The organism is Amycolatopsis sp. NPDC005232 (assembly GCF_040607795.1).
In the GTDB taxonomy this organism is placed as follows: domain Bacteria; phylum Actinomycetota; class Actinomycetes; order Mycobacteriales; family Pseudonocardiaceae; genus Amycolatopsis.
On record NZ_JBEXHL010000004.1, the window covers coordinates 106061 to 123427 of the forward strand.

16 protein-coding genes are annotated in these 17367 nt (G+C 70.4%); 9 read left to right on the plus strand and 7 right to left on the minus strand.

Going from position 1 to position 17367, the window contains the following annotated elements; all coding sequences use genetic code 11:
• Positions 1-5 precede the first annotated feature (5 nt).
• From ABZU76_RS09925 to ABZU76_RS09945, 5 genes are all read left to right on the plus strand, one after another.
• Entirely contained in the window at positions 6-2375 is a 2370-nt protein-coding gene (locus tag ABZU76_RS09925; protein ID WP_354866971.1) for a glycoside hydrolase family 95 protein, read from the plus strand.
• Entirely contained in the window at positions 2375-3346 is a 972-nt protein-coding gene (locus ABZU76_RS09930) for an alpha/beta fold hydrolase (protein ID WP_354866973.1), read from the plus strand. The genes ABZU76_RS09925 and ABZU76_RS09930 overlap by 1 nt, the downstream gene beginning before the upstream one ends.
• 109 nt (positions 3347-3455) lie before the next feature.
• Positions 3456-4817, plus strand: a complete 1362-nt coding sequence (locus ABZU76_RS09935; RefSeq protein ID WP_354866975.1) for a sugar ABC transporter substrate-binding protein — start codon at positions 3456-3458, stop codon at positions 4815-4817.
• A 27-nt stretch (positions 4818-4844) separates the two neighbouring features.
• Entirely contained in the window at positions 4845-7004 is a 2160-nt protein-coding gene (locus ABZU76_RS09940) for an alpha-galactosidase (RefSeq protein WP_354866977.1), read from the plus strand.
• Positions 7001-7678 (plus strand): GntR family transcriptional regulator, encoded by a 678-nt coding sequence (locus ABZU76_RS09945; protein WP_354866979.1) that lies wholly within the window; start codon positions 7001-7003, stop codon positions 7676-7678. The genes ABZU76_RS09940 and ABZU76_RS09945 overlap by 4 nt, the downstream gene beginning before the upstream one ends.
• Before the next feature lie 86 nt (positions 7679-7764).
• Here ABZU76_RS09945 and ABZU76_RS09950 read toward each other — a convergent pair whose 3' ends face one another.
• Entirely contained in the window at positions 7765-8814 is a 1050-nt protein-coding gene (locus ABZU76_RS09950) for an NAD(P)-dependent alcohol dehydrogenase (protein WP_354866981.1), read from the minus strand.
• A gap of 117 nt (positions 8815-8931) precedes the next feature.
• Between ABZU76_RS09950 and ABZU76_RS09955 the strand changes: the two genes are divergently transcribed.
• Positions 8932-9522: a TetR/AcrR family transcriptional regulator gene (locus ABZU76_RS09955; protein ID WP_354866983.1), complete on the plus strand. Its 591-nt coding sequence runs from the start codon at positions 8932-8934 to the stop codon at positions 9520-9522.
• An 11-nt stretch (positions 9523-9533) separates the two neighbouring features.
• Positions 9534-10178, plus strand: a complete 645-nt coding sequence (locus tag ABZU76_RS09960) for a haloacid dehalogenase type II (RefSeq protein ID WP_354866985.1) — start codon at positions 9534-9536, stop codon at positions 10176-10178.
• Here ABZU76_RS09960 and ABZU76_RS09965 read toward each other — a convergent pair.
• From ABZU76_RS09965 to ABZU76_RS09975, 3 genes are all read right to left on the minus strand, one after another.
• Positions 10171-11226, minus strand: coding sequence for an NADP-dependent oxidoreductase (locus tag ABZU76_RS09965; RefSeq protein ID WP_354866987.1), 1056 nt, complete (start codon positions 11224-11226; stop codon positions 10171-10173). The genes ABZU76_RS09960 and ABZU76_RS09965 overlap by 8 nt on opposite strands.
• Before the next feature lie 73 nt (positions 11227-11299).
• A complete protein-coding gene (locus ABZU76_RS09970; protein WP_354866989.1) occupies positions 11300-11734 on the minus strand; it encodes an SRPBCC family protein in 435 nt (144 codons plus the stop codon).
• 151 nt (positions 11735-11885) lie between these two features.
• Positions 11886-12812 (minus strand): ABC transporter substrate-binding protein, encoded by a 927-nt coding sequence (locus tag ABZU76_RS09975; protein ID WP_354866991.1) that lies wholly within the window; start codon positions 12810-12812, stop codon positions 11886-11888.
• Positions 12813-12948: 136 nt separating this feature from the next.
• On the opposite strand from ABZU76_RS09975, the gene ABZU76_RS09980 reads away from it, so the two are divergent.
• Positions 12949-13647 (plus strand): ABC transporter permease, encoded by a 699-nt coding sequence (locus ABZU76_RS09980; protein WP_354866993.1) that lies wholly within the window; start codon positions 12949-12951, stop codon positions 13645-13647.
• The gene (locus ABZU76_RS09985) at positions 13644-14354 is read left to right on the plus strand and encodes an ABC transporter permease (protein ID WP_220245907.1); all 711 of its coding nucleotides are present in this window, start codon (positions 13644-13646) and stop codon (positions 14352-14354) included. The genes ABZU76_RS09980 and ABZU76_RS09985 overlap by 4 nt, the downstream gene beginning before the upstream one ends.
• On the opposite strand, the gene ABZU76_RS09990 is transcribed toward ABZU76_RS09985, so the two are convergent.
• Genes ABZU76_RS09990 through ABZU76_RS10000 form a run of 3 tightly spaced genes read right to left on the minus strand, consistent with a single transcriptional unit; the run spans position 14351 to position 17354 of the window.
• Positions 14351-15799: an aromatic amino acid lyase gene (locus tag ABZU76_RS09990; protein WP_354866995.1), complete on the minus strand. Its 1449-nt coding sequence runs from the start codon at positions 15797-15799 to the stop codon at positions 14351-14353. The two genes, ABZU76_RS09985 and ABZU76_RS09990, sit on opposite strands and share 4 nt — an antisense overlap.
• The gene (locus ABZU76_RS09995; protein ID WP_354866997.1) at positions 15796-16812 is read right to left on the minus strand and encodes an ornithine cyclodeaminase family protein; all 1017 of its coding nucleotides are present in this window, start codon (positions 16810-16812) and stop codon (positions 15796-15798) included. The genes ABZU76_RS09990 and ABZU76_RS09995 overlap by 4 nt, the downstream gene beginning before the upstream one ends.
• On the minus strand, positions 16809-17354 hold the full coding sequence (locus tag ABZU76_RS10000; protein ID WP_354866999.1) for a YbaK/EbsC family protein: 546 nt from the start codon (positions 17352-17354) through the stop codon (positions 16809-16811). The genes ABZU76_RS09995 and ABZU76_RS10000 overlap by 4 nt, the downstream gene beginning before the upstream one ends.
• Positions 17355-17367 lie beyond the last annotated feature (13 nt).

The window sequence follows — 17367 nt, forward strand, 5'->3', positions numbered from 1 at the left end:
CTGCTGTGACGAACGAAGATCTGTGCCTCGGCTGGGCCGCGCCCGCCTCCGAGTGGACCGAGGCGAGCCCCGTGGGCAACGGCCGGCTCGGCGCGATGGTGTTCGGTGGCGCCGGCCGTAGCCGCGTGCAGCTCAACGACTCGACGGTCTGGTCCGGCACTCCCGCGGGCCCGGTCGACGCGCTGGCGGACGTCGTCGCCGCGGGTGCCGGACCGCCGCGGCTGGCGGAGGTCCGCGAGGCGGTGCGGGCGCGGGACTACCGGCGGGCCGAAGCGTTGCTGATGTCGTTCGAAGGTCCGTACAGCCAGGAATTCCTGCCGTGGGGCGACGTCTGGGTGACGCTGCCGGACGGCGAAAGCCACGGCCGTCAGCTCAACCTGGCCAACGGCGTGGTGACTGAACGGTTGTCGCTCGGCGAGACCACTGTGGACCGTTCCGTGTGGGCGAGCCGGCCCGCCGGTGCGCTGGTGGTGTCGTTGACGACGTCGGCGCCGATCGCCCTCGGCGTCGAGCTGAGCACGCCCCTGCGTGAGGTGACGCGGCTCGTCGAGGACAGCGGAATCACGCTCGGCATCGAGCTGCCAGTGGACGGCGCGCCGAAGCACGAACCGGAGGTCGCCGAGCCGCTGCGGTACGCCGACCGGGCGAGGCCGGGCTACGACCCGTTCGGAGCGCTCGCTCTCCGGCTCGACACCGACGGTTCAGTGTCCACGGCGGACGAACGGCTGGCGATCGACGGTGCCACCCGGGTGCTGCTCACCGTGTCCAGCTCCACCAACGCCGCCGACGTCTGGACGGGCACGGCGCCGCGTTCGCGCGAACGTCACCAAGCCGTGGCCGCCGGAACCGCCGCGACCTCGTTGGCCGAAGGCGCCGACGAGCTGCTGCGCGCGCACGAAGCCGACCTCCGGCCACTGCTCGCCGCGGCCGGCCTGCGGTTCGGGCACCACCGCGCCGGCACCTACGACGTGGCCGCCGACGTCCTGTCCGGAAAGGACGAACAGCTCACCGCCACGGTGATGTTCGCCTACGGCCGCTACTTGCTGGCCACGTCGTCCCGGCCGGGCGCGCCACCCGCGAACCTGCAGGGCATCTGGAACGAAGAACTCCGCCCGGCGTGGTCGTCGAACTACACGGTGAACATCAACACCGAGATGAACTACTGGGCCGCCGAGACGACCGGGCTCGGCGAATGCCACACGCCGCTGTTCGACCTGCTGCGCAAGCTCGCCGTGACCGGCGCCGACGTCGCGCGTGAGCTCTACGGAACCCGCGGCTGGGTCACCCACCACAACACCGACCCGTGGGGCTGGGCGCTGCCGGTGGGCATGGGCCACGGCAACCCGTCGTGGGCGATCTGGCAGATGGGTGGCGCCTGGCTCGTCCAGCACGCCTGGGACCATTACGACTTCACGCGCGACACCGCGTTCCTTCGCGACACGGCCTGGCCGCTGCTCAAGGGCTGCGCCGAGTTCTGCCTCGACTGGCTCACCGAGGGCCCGGACGGTTTCCTCGACACGATCCCGTCGACGTCGCCCGAGAACTTGTTCGTCTCCGAAGCCGGCGAGCCCGAGTCGCTGACCTGGTCCGTCGCGATGGACACGGCGCTGATCCGCGCGGTCTTCTCCCGCACGCTCGCGGCGGCCGAAGCGCTCGGCATCGAGCACCCGGTGACGGCCGAGATCACCGCCGCGTTGCCGCGCCTTCGTCCGCTGCGCGTGACGGACGGCGGCTGGCTCGCGGAGTGGGCCGAGGATCCGCCCGAGCAGGACCCCCAGCACCGGCACATGTCGCAGATGATCGCCGTCTACCCGCTCGGCCAGATCACCGCCGGCACGAAGCTCGGCGCGGCCGCGACCGTGTTGATGGACCGCCGCGGACCGGGCGCGATGGGCTGGTCGTGGGCGTGGAAGATCGCGCTGCGCGCCCGCCTCGGCGACGGCGACACCGCGCGTTCGCTGCTTTCCGAGGCGACCCAGCCGTTCACCGGCGACCGCCACCGCGACGCGCCCGTGGACGGCTCCGAGTGGGGCGGGCTGCTGCCCAACCTGTTCAGCACGCACCCGCCGTTCCAGATCGACGGCAACTACGGCTTCCCGGCCGGGCTCGCGGAACTCGTGGTGCAGAGCCACGCCGGCGCGATCGACCTGCTGCCCGCGTTGCCCTCGGCCTGGCCGGACGGCACAGCGCACGGGCTACGGGCTCGGGGCGGGCTCGCGGTCGACGTCAGCTGGCAGGCCGGAAAGGTCGTGTCGGCGAGTGTGACGCGGCTGTCCGGCGAGGCCGGCGACGACGTCGTGGTCCGGTGGCCGGGTGGCGGCACGACGCTCAAGGTCGCCGCCGGTGAAGTGTCCGAATTGGACGGTGAGTTCTGATGTTGACCGACCTGCCGCTGGCGCAGCTGCGTACCTACACCAGCGCGTACCAAGCTCCGGAAGACTTCGACGACTTCTGGCGGGAAACCCTCGCGGACGCGGCGAAGTTCGAGCTCGACGTGACCGCGACGCCGGTCGAGACCGCGCTGCGGACGCTCGACGTGTTCGAGGTGACCTATGCCGGCTTCGGCGGCCACCTCATCCACGCCTGGCTGCGCGTGCCTCGGAACCAGCCCGGCCCGTTGCCCGCCGTCGTGCAGTTCCACGGTTACGGCAGCGGCCGCGGCAGCGCGCTCGAAGAGCTGGTCTGGGCTTGCGCGGGCTACGCGCAGCTGCAGGTCGACGTGCGCGGCCAAGGCGGCGCTCACGCGGGTGGCACGACCGGCGACCCGGTGGGCAGCGGCCCGTCGTTCCCCGGGTTCCTGACCCGCGGGATCGAAAACCGTGAAACCTACTTCTACCGCCGCGTGTTCATCGACGCGGCGCGCGCGGTGGAGGCCGCGCGGGCACTCGACGTCGTCGACCCGGACCGGGTCGCGGTGGCGGGCAACAGCCAGGGCGGCGGAATCGCGCTGGCCGCGGCGGCACTCGTGCCCGACGTCGCGGCGCTCTACGCGCAGGCGCCGTTCCTGTGTGACCTCCGGCGCGCCTCGCTGATCGCGGGCAAAGCGCCGTACACCGAGCTCGCCGGTTACCTGGCCGCACAACGGCACGAGGTCGAGCGGACGTTCGAGGTGCTGTCCTATTTCGACGGTGTCGGCTTCGCGAGCCGCGCCACCGCCCCGGCGCACTTCTCGATCGGGCTGATGGACGACATCGTCCCGCCGTCGACGGTTTTCGGCGCCTACAACGCTTATCGCGGCCGGAAACACCTCGACGTGTGGGAGTACAACGGGCACGAGGCCGGCGGGGGCCAGGACCTCGAGAACGTGCTCGCCACGTTCGCGCCGCTGCTCAACCCGGGCAGCTGAAACTCGCCTTTTCAGATCCGCAGTTTTGAAATTCACAGTTTCACATCCCCAGTTTCAATTCCACAGTGGAGTGGAGAAGCGTCCGAGTGGCGCGGAATCGAGGAATCCCATGAAGATCCGCACTTGGGCCGCCACCGGGCTGGCGGCGGTGCTCGGAGCAGTGCTGGCCGGCTGCGGCGGTGGCTCGGCCGACGCCGGCGGCAACACCGTGAACTGGTGGACCTGGGACGACCACCAGGCCGCCGCCTACCAGGTGTGCGCCGACGCCTTCCAGAAGGCCAACCCCGGCACCACGGTGAAGATCTCCCAGTACACCGTGGCCGACTACTTCACGAAGCTCACCGCCGGGTTCGTCGCGGGCACCGCGCCCGACGCGTTCCAGGACAGCGTGCAGTTCCTGCAGGCCTACGCGAGCCAGCATCAGCTGCTGCCGCTCGACGATTACATCAAAAAGGACAACTTCGACCTCAAGAAGTTCTCCGTGGGCGTCGACTCGTGGAAGTTCACCGACGGCAAGCAGTACGGCCTGCCGCTCGACTGGGCGTCGGCCGGTCTCTACTACAACACCGATACCCTCACCAAGGCCGGCTACACCGCCGCCGACGTGCAGAACCTCAGCTGGAATCCCGACGACGGCGGCACGTTCGACAAGATGGTGGCGCACCTGAGTGTCGACAAGAAGGGCGTGCGCGGCGACCAGCCGGGCTTCGACAAGAACAACGTCGCCACCTACGGCATGGGCCAGCTCGCGGCGAAGGACTTCATCGGCCAGGTGACCTTCAGCGCGTTCGCCTCGACGCTGGGCTGGCGCCTCGGTGACAAGCCGGAATGGCCGACGAAGTTCAACTACAGCGACCCGCGGTTCGTCAAGACCGTGAACTACATCCGCACGCTCACCGACCGCGGCCTCGCGCCCAAGCTCGGCACGTTCACCACCGGCGGCGGCCAGGCCACCGTCAGCGACGCCGACCTCATCGGCTCGGGCAAGGTCGCCATGGAGCTCTCGGGTTCCTGGTCCGCGCCGAGCTTCGCGAAGCTGCCGGGTGTGAAGATCGGGATCGCCGCGCCGCCCACCGGGCCCGACGGCAAGACCCGCGCGCTGACGTCGAACTCCAACGGCAACACGATCTGGGCCGGCACGAAGAACCCCGACCTGACCTGGAAGTGGGTCTCGTACATGGGTTCGCAGGACTGCCAGACCGCGGCGTCGAAGACGGGCACGTTCTTCCCGTCGATCCCGGCCTCGATGGACGCGACCACCGCGGCCATGAAGCCGCAGGGTGTGGACCTGTCGGTGTTCACCGCGATGCTGAAGAACGGCTCGCTCTACCCGGCCGAGGTCTACGCCAACGGCGCCGCCGTGCAGGCCGCGGAGGAGCCGCTGCTCGAGTCGTTCTACTCGCACAACCGCAACGACGACGTGTTCCCCGACATGGAGAAGCAGAGCGTTTCGCTGCTCGCCAAGAAGTAGGAACGCCCGGGAGTCAGGAGTGAGGACATGTCCAGCCCTACGGTGGTCGGCCTGCGGGCCGCCGGCACGAGTTTCGCCGTGGAACTCGGCCGGCCGGTGCCGCGCGTGCTGCACTGGGGCGCCGACCTCGGCGTGCTGTCCGAAGTGGACGCCGAGGCACTGCGGCTGACCGCCGGCGGAGCGGTGCTCAACAACGCACCCGACGTGCCCCGCCCGTTTTCCGTGTGGCCCACGGAAGCGGAAACGTGGTCCGGCATCCCCGCGGTGTCGGGCCACACCGCCGGGCGCGGCGCGGTGCCGCGGCCGGTGCTGCGGGGCTTCTCCCAGGACGACGGTGCGTTGACGCTGGAGCTCACCGACGCGTCGTCCGGGCTGGACGTGGAGCTGACCTACCGGCTGACCCCTTCGGGGGTGCTGGAGGTCGCGACCGAGGTGACCCGCCACGCGGACGCGGGCGCCGAACCGTACGACCTCGCCGGGGTGGTGGCCGTGCTGCCGCTGCCCCGGCGGGCGGCGGAGGTGCTCGACTTCACCGGCAAGTGGTGCCGGGAACGCAGCCCGCAGCGGGTGCCGCTGGCGTACGGGGGCCACGTGCGCGAGGTGCGCCGCGGCAAGCCGGGCGCGGACTCGCCGTACCTGTTGACGGTCGGCGAGCCCGGGTTTTCCTTCGCCTCAGGGGAAGTCTGGGGTATGCACGTGGCGTGGAGCGGCGACCAGAAGTGGTTCGCCGAGCAGCTGCCCGAAGGCGCCGGCGTGCACGCGAGCGTGCTCGGCGGCGGTGAACTGCTGCGGCCCGGCGAGGTCCGGCTCGCAGCGGGGGAGTCGTACGTGGCGCCCGTAGTGTGTTTCGCCTGGTCGGACGAAGGACTCGACGGGCTCGCCGCGCGGTTCCACGCGTATCACCGCGCGCGGGCCACGCACACGGGCAAACCGCGGCCGTTGACGTTGAACACGTGGGAAGCCGTGTACTTCGAGCACGACCTCGACCGCCTGCTGGAGCTCACGGAGCTGGCCGCGAAGGCCGGCGTGGAACGGCTCGTGCTCGACGACGGCTGGTTCCGCGGCCGACGCGACGACACTGCGGGCCTCGGCGACTGGACCGTCGACCGCGCCGTCTGGCCGCAAGGCCTTACGCCACTGGTGGAACGCGTGCACGCGCTGGGGATGGAGTTCGGGCTGTGGGTCGAGCCGGAGATGGTGAACCTCGACTCCGACACGGCCCGGGAGCACCCTTCGTGGCTTCTCGGGCCCGCTGACCTGGGCGCGCCTTCGCGCAACCAGTACCCGCTGAACATCGCGCACCCCGAGGCGTACCAGTACCTGCTCGAATCCCTCGACGCGCTGGTGGGCGAGTACGGCGTCGACTACCTCAAGTGGGACCACAACCGCGAGCTGCACGAGGCGTACGACCGGGTCACGGGCCGGGCGGGCTCGCGTGCGCAGACGCTCGCGCTGTACCGGCTGCTCGACGAGCTGCGTCTCCGCCATCCGATGCTGGAGATCGAGAGCTGCGCGAGCGGCGGCGGCCGCGTCGACCTGGGGATCCTGAGCCGCACTGACCGCGTGTGGGCGTCGGACTGCATCGACCCGCTCGAACGGCAGGCGATCCAGCGCTGGACCGCGCAGCTGATCCCGCCGGAGGTGATCGGCTCGCACGTCGGCGCCGAGCGCAGCCACACGACCGCACGCGTGACGGACCTGTCGTTCCGGCTGGTCACGGCGTTGTTCGGCCACGCGGGGATCGAGGCCGACCTCACGCGCAGCACGCCGGAGGAGCTGGCGGCGTTCACGGCGTGGGCGCGGCTGTACAAGGAGTTCCGGCCGCTGCTGCACGGCGGACGCGTGGTCCGCGCCGACCTGCCGGACGCCGACGCGTACCTGCACGGCGTGGTTTCGGACACCCGTGCGCTGTTCTGCTGGGCCCGCTTGGCGACGGGCGCGGCGGGACAGCCCGGACGCGTGCGGCTGCCGGGGCTGGACCGGTCGCGGTTGTATCGCGTTCGCGTGCGGACCGAAGCCGGGCTGCCGTCGTTGCGCGAGGTGGCGGCGCCGGAGTGGTTCACGCGGGCTGTCGACGGGCCGCTGGAACTTTCGGGTGCCGTGCTCGCGGTGGCGGGCCTGCCGATGCCGGTGCTGGACCCGGCGCAGGCGCTGCTGCTCGACCTGTCCACTGTGGACCGCGCATGAAGCCGGGCGCGGAGCGCGGGCTCGTCGCGCTGCCGGCCCGGCAGGTGCTCGCCGACGGCGTCTACGAGCAGCTCCGCGCCCTCATCATGAACGACGGCATCGCGCCCGGCGCCCGCGTGAACATCGACGAGATCGCGCGGGAGCTGGGGGTCTCGGGCACGCCGGTGCGGGAAGCGTTGGCGCGCCTCGAATCCGAGGAGCTGGTGAGCCGCCTGCCGTTGCGTGGCTATCGCGTGACCGAGCTGCTGAGCAGGCGCGAGGTCGACGACATGTACTCGCTGCGGATGCTGCTGGAGCCGCCGAGCGCCGGGCTGGCCGCGAAGGCGATGTCGGACGGCCATTCGGCGGCGTTGCGCGCGGAGCTGGCGACGTGCCCCGCCGCGCCCGCGCACGACGCATACAGCGACTACAAGGCATTGACCGCGCACGACGCGCGCTTGCACGAGCTGGTGCTGCGCATCGCGGGCAACGCCGCGGTGGAGCAGGCGTTCGCCCGCACCCACTGCCACCTGCACTTCTTCCGGCTCAACTACAACCAGCCGTTCGGCGAGCAGACGATCTCGGAGCACCGCGACATCGTCGAGGCGCTCGTGTCGGGCAGCGCGGTGGCGGCGCGCAAAGCGATGGCCGCGCACCTGGAAGTGGCGCGCGACCGGCTGTTGTCCCGCATGTGAGCACCCCAATGTGGCGTTGGTTGCGTTGAGCGCACCCAATGTGGCGTTCGGTGCGTTGAGCGCACCGAACGCCACATTGGGGTCGGTCACGCCGTGATGGTGGAGGCGTCGATCACGAAGCGGTAGCGCACGTCGCTGGTGGCCACGCGCTCGTAGGCCTCGTTGACCTGGTCGGCGGAGATCGTCTCGACCTCGGCGCCGATGCCGTGCTCGGCGCAGAACTCGAGCATCTCCTGTGTCTCGGCGATGCCGCCGATCATCGAGCCGGCCAGCGTCTTGTTGCCACCCAGCAGCGAGAAAGCGTTGTACGACAGGGGTTCGCCGGGCGCGCCGACGTTCACCATCGCGCCGCCGACCCGCAGCAGGCCGAGGTAGAGGTCCACCGGCAGCTTCGCGGACACGGTGTTGAGGATGACGTCGAACCGGCCGCGCAGGGTGTCGAAAGTGGCCTCGTCGCTGGTGGCGTAGTAGTCCTTGGCGCCGAGCTTCAGGCCATCTTCCTGCTTCTTCAGGCTCTGGCTCAGCACGGTGACCTCGGCGCCCATCGCGGCGGCGAGCTTCACGGCCAGGTGGCCGAGGCCGCCGAAGCCCACGATCGCGACCTTCTTGCCCGGGCCCACGCCCCACTGGCGCAGCGGCGAGTACGTGGTGATGCCCGCGCACAGCAGCGGCGCGGCGACGTCGAGGGCGATGCCCTCGGGGATGCGGCAGACGAAGGCGTCCTTCACCACGACCTGGCGGCTGTAACCGCCGTAGGTGTTCTCACCGTCGAAGCCGACACCGTTGTACGTGGGCACGTTGCCCTTCACGCAGAACTGCTCGGTGCCCGCGACGCAGTACTCGCACTCGCCGCACGAGTCGACCATGCAGCCGACGCCGACGCGCTCGCCGACCTGGTACTTCGTCACGTTCGCGCCCACCGCGGCGACGACGCCCGCGATCTCGTGGCCCGGCACCATCGGGAAGATCGAGCCGCCCCACTCCTCCCGGACCTGGTGGATGTCGCTGTGGCAGATGCCGGCGAAGGCGACGTCGATCAGCACGTCGTCCGGACGCAGGTCGCGGCGCACGATCGTCGTCGGCGCGAGCGGCTGCCCCGCGGCCGGTGCGGCGATGGCGGGCGTGGTGGTGGTCATGAAATCCTCCAGACGATTCCGGGCTCAGCCGCCCGGACCATGTAAGACCCCTCTTACATCTTCTATAGTAAGAGGGGTCTTACATCCGCGCGACCAAGAAGGGGTGTGATCCACGGCATGGGCGCCAAGTACCACCACGGCGACCTGCGCTCCGAGCTCGTGCGCGTGTCACTCGACCTGATCGCCGAGCAGGGCCTGGCGGGGTTCTCCGTCGCCCAGGTCGCGAAACGCGCGAACGTCTCCGCCGCCGCGCCCTACCGCCACTTCCCCGACCGGTCGAGCCTGATGGCCGCCGTCGCCGCCACTGCCGCCTGCCGGCTGCGTGACCTGGTCGACAAGGTCATCACCGAGGAGCCCGACCCGGTCACCCGCCTGGCCTCCGCGCAGGGCACCTACACGCGCTTCTTCATCGACACGCGCCTCGGCTTCCCGGTCCTCTTCGCCGACGGCCTGGCCAACCCCGAGTACACCGAGATGCACGACCAGCGCCGCGCCATGTTCGGCACGTTCCTCACCCTCAGCCTCGCCGTCACCGACGGCCACGCCACGGCCCTCGAACTGCTGGAACAACTCAACGCCCAGTCCCACGGCTACGGCTCGCTGTACCTGGAGGGAGTGTCGCCCCGCATGGGGTACTCGGCCGACCAGGTGGTGGCCAAGTCGACGAGGGCGGCGCGGATCGTGATCGAGGCCTACCGGACGCAGTGAGGTGAGTCCGCATGCTCTGCGTGTTCGACGTGAACGAGACGCTGCTCGACCTCCGGGCGCTCGATGCGCTGTTCCGCGAGCTCACCGGGAGCCCCACGGCGCGGCAGGAGTGGTTCGCGCTGGTGGTGCACACGGCGTTGACCGTGACGGCGACCGGGGGCTATCGGGACTTCGCGGAGATCGCCGGGCTGGCCGCCGTGGATATCGCGGGCCGGTACGGCCGCGAGCTCACGGACAACGACCTGGCCAGGATCGGCGACGGGCTGCGGTCCCTGCCCGCCCACGCCGATGTCGACGAAGCCCTCCGAACGCTCAAGCGAGCCGGCCACCAAGTCGTCGCCTTGACGAACTCGCCGCTCGCCACGGCGGAGGCGCAGTTGCAGAACGCGGGGCTCGCGACGAGGTTCGACCGGATCTTCTCGGCGCAGCAAGTAAGCCGGCTCAAGCCCGCGCCCGAGCCGTACCGGCAGGTGCTGAGCGCTTGCGGCACAACGAAAGCCGTGATGATCGCCGCGCACGGGTGGGACCTGGCGGGGGCGGAGGCAGTCGGGATGGAGACCGCCCTCATCGCGAGGGACAACCAGCGGCCACTCCCAGGCCGGCCCGCCACCTACACGGCGACGAGCCTGCCCGAGCTGGCCGCGAAAATCAGCTGAGCCGCACCAGCATCTTGCCGGTGTTCGCGCCGCTGAGGAGGCCAAGGAAGGCGTCCGGCGCGTTGCGGATGCCGTCCACAACGGTCTCCGAGTACTTGATCTCGCCGGAGGCCACCAGCGGCGCCACTTCGGACACGAACTGCTGCTGCAGGTGCCAGTGGTCGAGCACAAGCATGCCCCGAATGGTCAGGCGCTTGGCGATGATCTGCACCAGGTTGCGCGGCGCGGGGGTGGCCTCGGTGGCGTTGTACTGCGAGATCATGCCGCACACGGTGATGCGCCGGTGCAGGTTCATCGACGCGATGGCGGCCTCGAGGTGCTCGCCGCCGACGTTGTCGAAGTACACGTCGATGCCCTCGGGCGCGGCGGCGGCCAGCTGCTGGGCGACGGGGCCGTCCTTGTAGTTGAAGGCGGCATCGAAGCCGAGATCCTCCACGAGGTGGCGCACCTTCTCCGCCGAACCCGCGCTGCCGATCACGCGCTTGGCGCCCTTGAGCTTCGCCAGCTGGCCGACCAGCGAACCCACCGCGCCGGCCGCACCGGAGACGAACACCGTGTCGCCCGGCTTGAACTCCGCGGTGACCAGGAGCCCGGCGTACGCGGTGAGGCCCGGCATGCCGAGCACGCCCAGGTACGTCGAAAGCGGGGCGACGGAACCGTCGACCTTCACGACCTTCGTCGCGTCGACCACGGCGTGGGTGCGCCAGCCGAGCTGGTGCAGCACATGGTCACCAGGCTTGAAGCCGTCCACAGTGGACTCCACGACCTCGCCGACCGCACCGCCGCTCATCGCCTCGCCGACCGCGAAGGGCGGCGCGTAGGACTTGGCGTCGTTCATCCGGCCGCGCATGGCCGGGTCGACGCTCATGAACACGTTGCGCACCAGGAGCTGACCGTCGGCCGGCGTCGGGATGTCGGTGTCGACGACGTCGAAGTTGGCCGACGTCGGCACGCCGTGCGGGCGGGCGGCGAGCCGGATCTCGGTCGCCTGGGTCGGTGCGTTCACCACGGGACTCCATTCATGAGACTGGGTCTGAACCGGGGCCATCGCCCCGCATACACCCGCCCCAACGAGCCAACCGGGGCGATCATTCCGATTATGCCCGGCCGTGTGGCAAGCGCTACACGATCTCCTCGAGCTTGCCGAGCACGCCGTCGTAGATCTTCTTCAGCCCACCGGGCGCGAACGTCTTCTCGAAGAAGCCGCCGACACCACCGGCGCCGTCCCAGCTCGTCTCGATGCGCACGACGCTGGCGGTGCCCGACGACGAAACCGTCCAGGTCGTGACCATGCTGGAGTTCGCGTCGGTCTCCACGAGGGTGCCCGGCGCCGGCTCGCTCACGGTCGCGGCGACGTCGCGCACGCGCTTCGACGTGGCCTGCAGCTTCCAGCTCGCCTTGGTGCCCGCGCCCACGCCACCCTCGGTGACCTCGTAGTCGCGGTAGTGCTCGGTGAGCAGCTTCGGCCGGGTCTCGGCGTAGTCGGCGACCAGCTCGCGAACCCTGTCCACCGGCGCGGCGATCGTGCGCTCCGCGGCGGCCGTGACCTTACCCATCTCGCTCCTCAGCTGTACTGGAGAACCCCTCACGCGCCACCTTCGCACACCACCCGATCGGGCACCGCGTCACCAGGGGTTTTCCGCCGAGGGTCACACAAAAACGGGCCGTCCGGAAAGTTCCGGACGGCCCGTTTCCCGCTGAACACACTCAGGCGAGACCCTGCTGCGTCAGCCAGTCCTTCGCGACGTCGGCAGCCGGGTCACCGTCGGAGTCCACGCGCTTGTTCAGCTCGCGCATGCCGTCGGTGGTCAGCTTCGCCGAAACGGCGTTGACGGCGGCCGCGAAGTCGGCGCCACGCTCGTCGAGCACCTTCTTGTTCACCGCCGGCACCACGTTCTCCGTCGGCACGATCTGCAGGTCGTCCTTGAGCGCCAGGTACTGCGGGTCGCCGACCAGCGGGCTCACCGAGTCGACCGGGATCACGGTCGCCGCGCCGGAGTCGAGCTGCTGCACGCGCGGCCCGGCTTCCTGCACGGTCTGGAACGAGGTGTTCGTCAGCTTGTAGACGTCGGTGAAGCCCTTGTAGCAAGGCAGCCGCGACTCGCACTCCGGCGGCCCGGCCATGACGACCTTGGGCAGCTTCTTGAGGTCGCTGATGCTCGTGATGCCGTTGGCCTTCGCGACGTCGGCCTTCATGATGTAGGTGTTCTTGTCCTCGGCCGCGGCGTAGTTCAGCAGCGCGATGCCGTCCGGCGCGAACAGGTCGGTGAGCTGCTGGTGCTCACCGTCGGCCGTCTTCACGGCGTCCTTGCCGAAGCCCGTGGTGATCGCCGCGCCCTGGTACTCGGGCAGGAACTGCAGCTCACCCGACTTGAGCGACGGGTAGATCAGCTCCCGCGAACCCAGGTTCAGCTTGCGCGTGACGGGGTAGCCCTTGGCCTCGAGCGCGCCCGCGTAGATCTCCGCCAGGATCTGACTGTCGGTGAAGTTGAACGACGCGACGACGATCGGCGCCCCGCCCTTGCTCTGCGCGGCGGGCTGGCCACTGTCGGAGCCCCCACCCCCGCACGCGGTCAGGCCGAGCGCGGCCACCGCCACCCACGCGGCCGCTCGGATTTTCCGGGTCCAGCGCACGTCCCCACACTCCTCGTGTCACGAACAGAGGATTGGACCCTAACCGTGAGCCACGACAGAAACCACATACCGGGAATCACCGGCATCGAATCTCAACAACCGAAATCGCGGCGCTCGAACGGGGTAACCTTCCGTGGTGCATGCGTCTTCGGTCACCCCGCTGCTCACCGAGAGCAGCCGGCCGATCTTCGAGTGGCGGTGGGTCGAGCGCAACGCCGACGCCATCGGCCAACGCCTCGGTGAACACATCGCCCTCACGGCCACGGCCCTGGGCATCGGCTTGGTGGTGTCGCTGGCGCTGGCCACGCTCTGCCTGCGGTACCGCTGGTTCTACCCGTTGGTGCTGGGCACGGCGGGTGCCCTGTACGTGATCCCGAGCCTGGGGGCGTTCGCGCTGCTGGTGCCGTTCTTCGGGCTCACGTTCACCACGGCGGTGATCCCGCTGGCCACTTACACGCTGCTGATCCTGATCCGCAACATCGTCACGGGCGTGCAGCAGGTGCCCGCGGAGGTGCGCGAGGCGGCGATCGGCATGGGCTTCACACGCGGGCGGCTGCTGTGGCAGGTGGAGCTGCCGCTGGCGCTGCCCGTGGTGATCGCGGGCCTGCGCGTGGCCGCCGTGACCACGATCGGCCTCGTCACGGTCACGTCGCTGCTCGGCATGGGCGGGCTCGGATACTTCATCCGCGCCGGCATCCAGACGACCACGCCGAACCCGAGCCCGATCATCGTCGGCGTGGTGCTGTCGGTGGTGCTCGCGGTGGTCGTCGACCTGTTGTTGTGGCTGAGCGAGCGCGCGCTGGCGCCGTGGGTGCGGAAGGTGCGGGCGCGATGAACGTCTTCACGCAGCTGGGCGAGTGGCTCTCGGCGCCGAACCGCTGGAGCTGGACCGACCCCGCGGGGGTGCCGTACCGGACGGTGGAGCACCTGTGGTTCTCCGTGCTGTCGCTGGTGGTCGCGGCCGTGCTCACGATCCCGCTCGCGCTGTGGCTCGCGCACTACCGTCGCGGTGCGTTCCTCGCGAGCAGCGCCGTGAACATCGGGCGGGCGATCCCGAGCTTCGGCCTGATCATCCTGTTCTGGTTCCTGGCCAGCCGCTGGGGCGCCGACACGGACTTCTGGCCGCTGCTGCTCGCGCTCGTCGGCCTGGCGCTGCCGCCGCTGTTCACCAACACCTACGCCGGCGTGGTGCAGCTGGAACAGGAGACCATCGACGCGGCGCGCGGCACCGGCTACCGCGAATGGCAGATCATGCTTCGCTTGGAACTGCCGCTGGCCTCCCCGGTGATCGTCGCCGGCGCCCGCGTGGCGTTCCTGCAGCTGGTGGCCACCGTCGCGATCGGCGCCATCGTCAACGACGGCGGCGGCCTCGGCCGCTACATCGTTGACGGCTTCGCCGAAGGCGCCCAGGGCTACGGCGAGATCTTCGGCGGCGGTCTGGCCGTGATCATCCTGGCGCTGCTGTGCGAAGGGATCTTCGCGTTGCTGACTCGTTGGGCGACGCCGAAGGGTGTCGCACTGCAGACGGCTCGGCGCGACTAGCTGAGGTCGTTGAAGTAGGCATCGCGGCACGCGGCCACGAGCCGTTCGACGTCCGGGCCCAGCGGCCGGTCGACCAGGACCGGCGGCACCCGTTCGGTGATCCACTCGTAGATCGCGCGGAGCCCGGGGCTGCCGGGGCCGTCGCCGAGGTGGCGGGCCTGCGCGCCGGCGATCAGCTCGCACGCGGTGATGGCGAAGACGTGGTCCACGGCCACTTCCAGCTCGTGGCCCGCGGCCCAGGCGAAGGCCTGCACGTCCTCCTGGCCGGCCGACGTGTCCAGCGAGCCCGGGGTCGCCGGCGCGGCGAGGCGGCGCAGCGAGTGCAGCTCGCCGACGGCACGTTTGTGCAGCGGCGTCAGGCCCGCCTGCGGGCCGGGGTCCACGGCCAGCTGCGGGGGCAGGCCGCTGAACTGCGGGTCGAGGAGCCGGTGGGTGCGCTGCACGGAGATCTCGCCGGCGTGCACGAGCGCGGCTTTCATCGCGTCCATGCGCAGCCCCAGCTCCGCCGCGTGGTAACCGGTCGTGGGCACGAGCTTTCCATCCACAAAGGACGGTGAGTCGTCCGGTGTCTGCCAGGTTTCCCCGAGCGTTTCGACGAGGTCGGCGCACGCCTGGTCCACGAAGCCGATCACCCGCGGGCCGACCCGCACCGAAACCGGTGCCTGGACCACCGGGCGCGTGGAGGAGCCGCTCGTGAGGGACAGCACTTCGGAAAGCACGGCTTGGGCGTGCCGGTTCGCCACCGGGTAGCGGTACACCTCGCGCGGTGCGCTGAGCACGTCCACGGCGATGGCGGCGCACAGCGTCTGCAGGTCGACCAGCTGGCGCACGCGGCCGGAGAGAGTCCACGCGTAGGCCTGGGCCAGCGGGGAGCCCTGGATGAGGCTCGCGCCTTCCTTGGGGCCGAGCTCGAGCGGCTTTGTGTTCCTGTCGGCGAGGGCGGTCGCGGCGGGTGTTTCGACGCCGTCTTCCAGCACGGTGCCGAGGCCGGTGAACGTCTGGAACGCGTGCGCCAGCGGGATGATTTCGCCGGCGCTGCCGAGGCCGTCGCGGGGGACGGCGGGGAGGAAGCCGTCGTTGAGGCGGTCGGCGAGGAACGTGACGAGCTCCGGGCTCACGGCCGCTTCGGGTCGCAGGAACCCGCGCAGGCGCATGAGCAGGAGCGCGCGCGTGAGCTCCGCGGACAGCCACGGCCGGCCACCGACCGCGCGGCCGACCAGCAGGTTGTGCTGGTGCTCGGACTGCTGGGTGGCGGTGAGCTTGACGCCGGCGAGGCGGCCCATGCCGGTGTTGACGCCGTAGACCGGGCCGTCTGCGGCGTCGAGCACGGCCAGCATCGCGGCGCGGTTCTCTTTGACGCGCCTGAGCAGGTCCGGGTGCAGTTCGAGGGGTTCCCCCGGCTCGCTGCCGGCCGCGAGGACGTCGGCGGGTTCGCGGACGATCACCGGTACGGCAGCATCGTGCCGACGTCCGCCGCTTCCGCGCGTTGCAGGATCATGTGCGCGACGGCGACGTCCGTTGTGGACAGTCCGCGGTGCCAGAAGAGGATGCGCTCGTCGTCGCTTTCGCGGCCGGGGCGGTTGCCCGCGACGACGTCGCCGATCTCGGCGTGGACACCGGTTTCGGTGAGCAGCCCGGCGTTGAGGTGCGGCCGCAGGGCGCCGAAGCGGGGGTTGCCCGACTGCGACTCGCGCCAGTTGTCGACCACGACCTTGTCCACGGCGTCGAGCAGCGTGAGCTCCAGCGCGCTGATGGTGCCGTAGGGCACGAGGAACGCGCCGGGCCGCAGGAACTCCTTGCGCACCAACGCTTCCGGCTCCGTCAGGCGGGAAGCTTCCACGAGCACGTCGGCGCCGTCGAGGGTTTCGGCGGCGGTTTCGCAGACGCGGACCTGCTTGCCGAGGTGCTCGGTGAGCCGGTGCGCGAAGCCCTCGCGGGACTCGGGGCGTTTGCTCGTCACGCGGATCTCGTCGAAGTCGAAGAGCGAGTCGAGCAGCACCACGTTCCACCACGCCGTGCCGCGTGCGCCGACATGGCCGAGCACCTTCGAACCCGGCCGCGCCAGGTGTTTCGCGCCGACGGCCGTCATCGCGCCCGTGCGGGCCTCGGTGATCATGGTGCCGTCGACGATCGCGCGCGGCATGCCCGTCTCGGGGTCGAGCAGGAGGATCAGGGCCATCTCGCTGGGCAGGCCGCGTTCGAAGTTGCCGACGAAGTCGCCGACCACCTTCACGCCGCTGACCTGCTTGGCCGAGAGGTGGCCGCGCAGGATGTTGAAGTGGCCCTTGCCGCCGTTGTCGGGCACGAGGTGCGTGCGCGGCTCGAACACGACGTCGCCGCGGCCGTGGTCGGCCAGCACGTCCTCGACGGCGCCCACGATGTCGGCGTCGGTGATGCCGAGGCTGTCGATGTCGTCGCCGGTCAGGTAGCGGAGCCAGACCGAGTGCGGCACAGTCACCGGGCGAGGTCCTCGATGACCTCGGCGTTGGGGAGCGTCTGCAGGGCGGCGCCGGAGATGAGGAGCTTGCTGCCGCGGATGCCGCTGCCGATCACGAGCTCCGGCGCGGCGGCCACGCGGGCGTCGATGAGGATCGGCCACTCGGCGGGCAGGCCGACGGGCGTGATGCCGCCGTACTCCATGCCGGTGAGGGACACGGCTTCATCCATGGGCGCGAAGGACGCCTTGCGCACGTCGAGGCGACGCTTGATCACGCCGTTCACGTCGGCGCGGGTGGTGGCGAGCACGAGCGCCGCCGCGAAGCGCACTTCGCCGGCGCGCTTGCCGGCGACGACGACGCAGTTGGCCGACGCTTCGAGGGGCGAGCCGTAGGTCTCGCAGAAGGCCGCGGTGTCGGCGAGCTCGGGATCGATCTCCGTGACGCCGACCGCGTCGGGTTCCGCGAGGGCAGCGAGCGCCTTCGCGACGGGTTCGGCGAGCAGGTCGGTGCGGGTGGGCGCGGGGACGACCGTGAGGCTCCCGGCGATGGTCCAGGTGGTCACATTGAGAGAATCT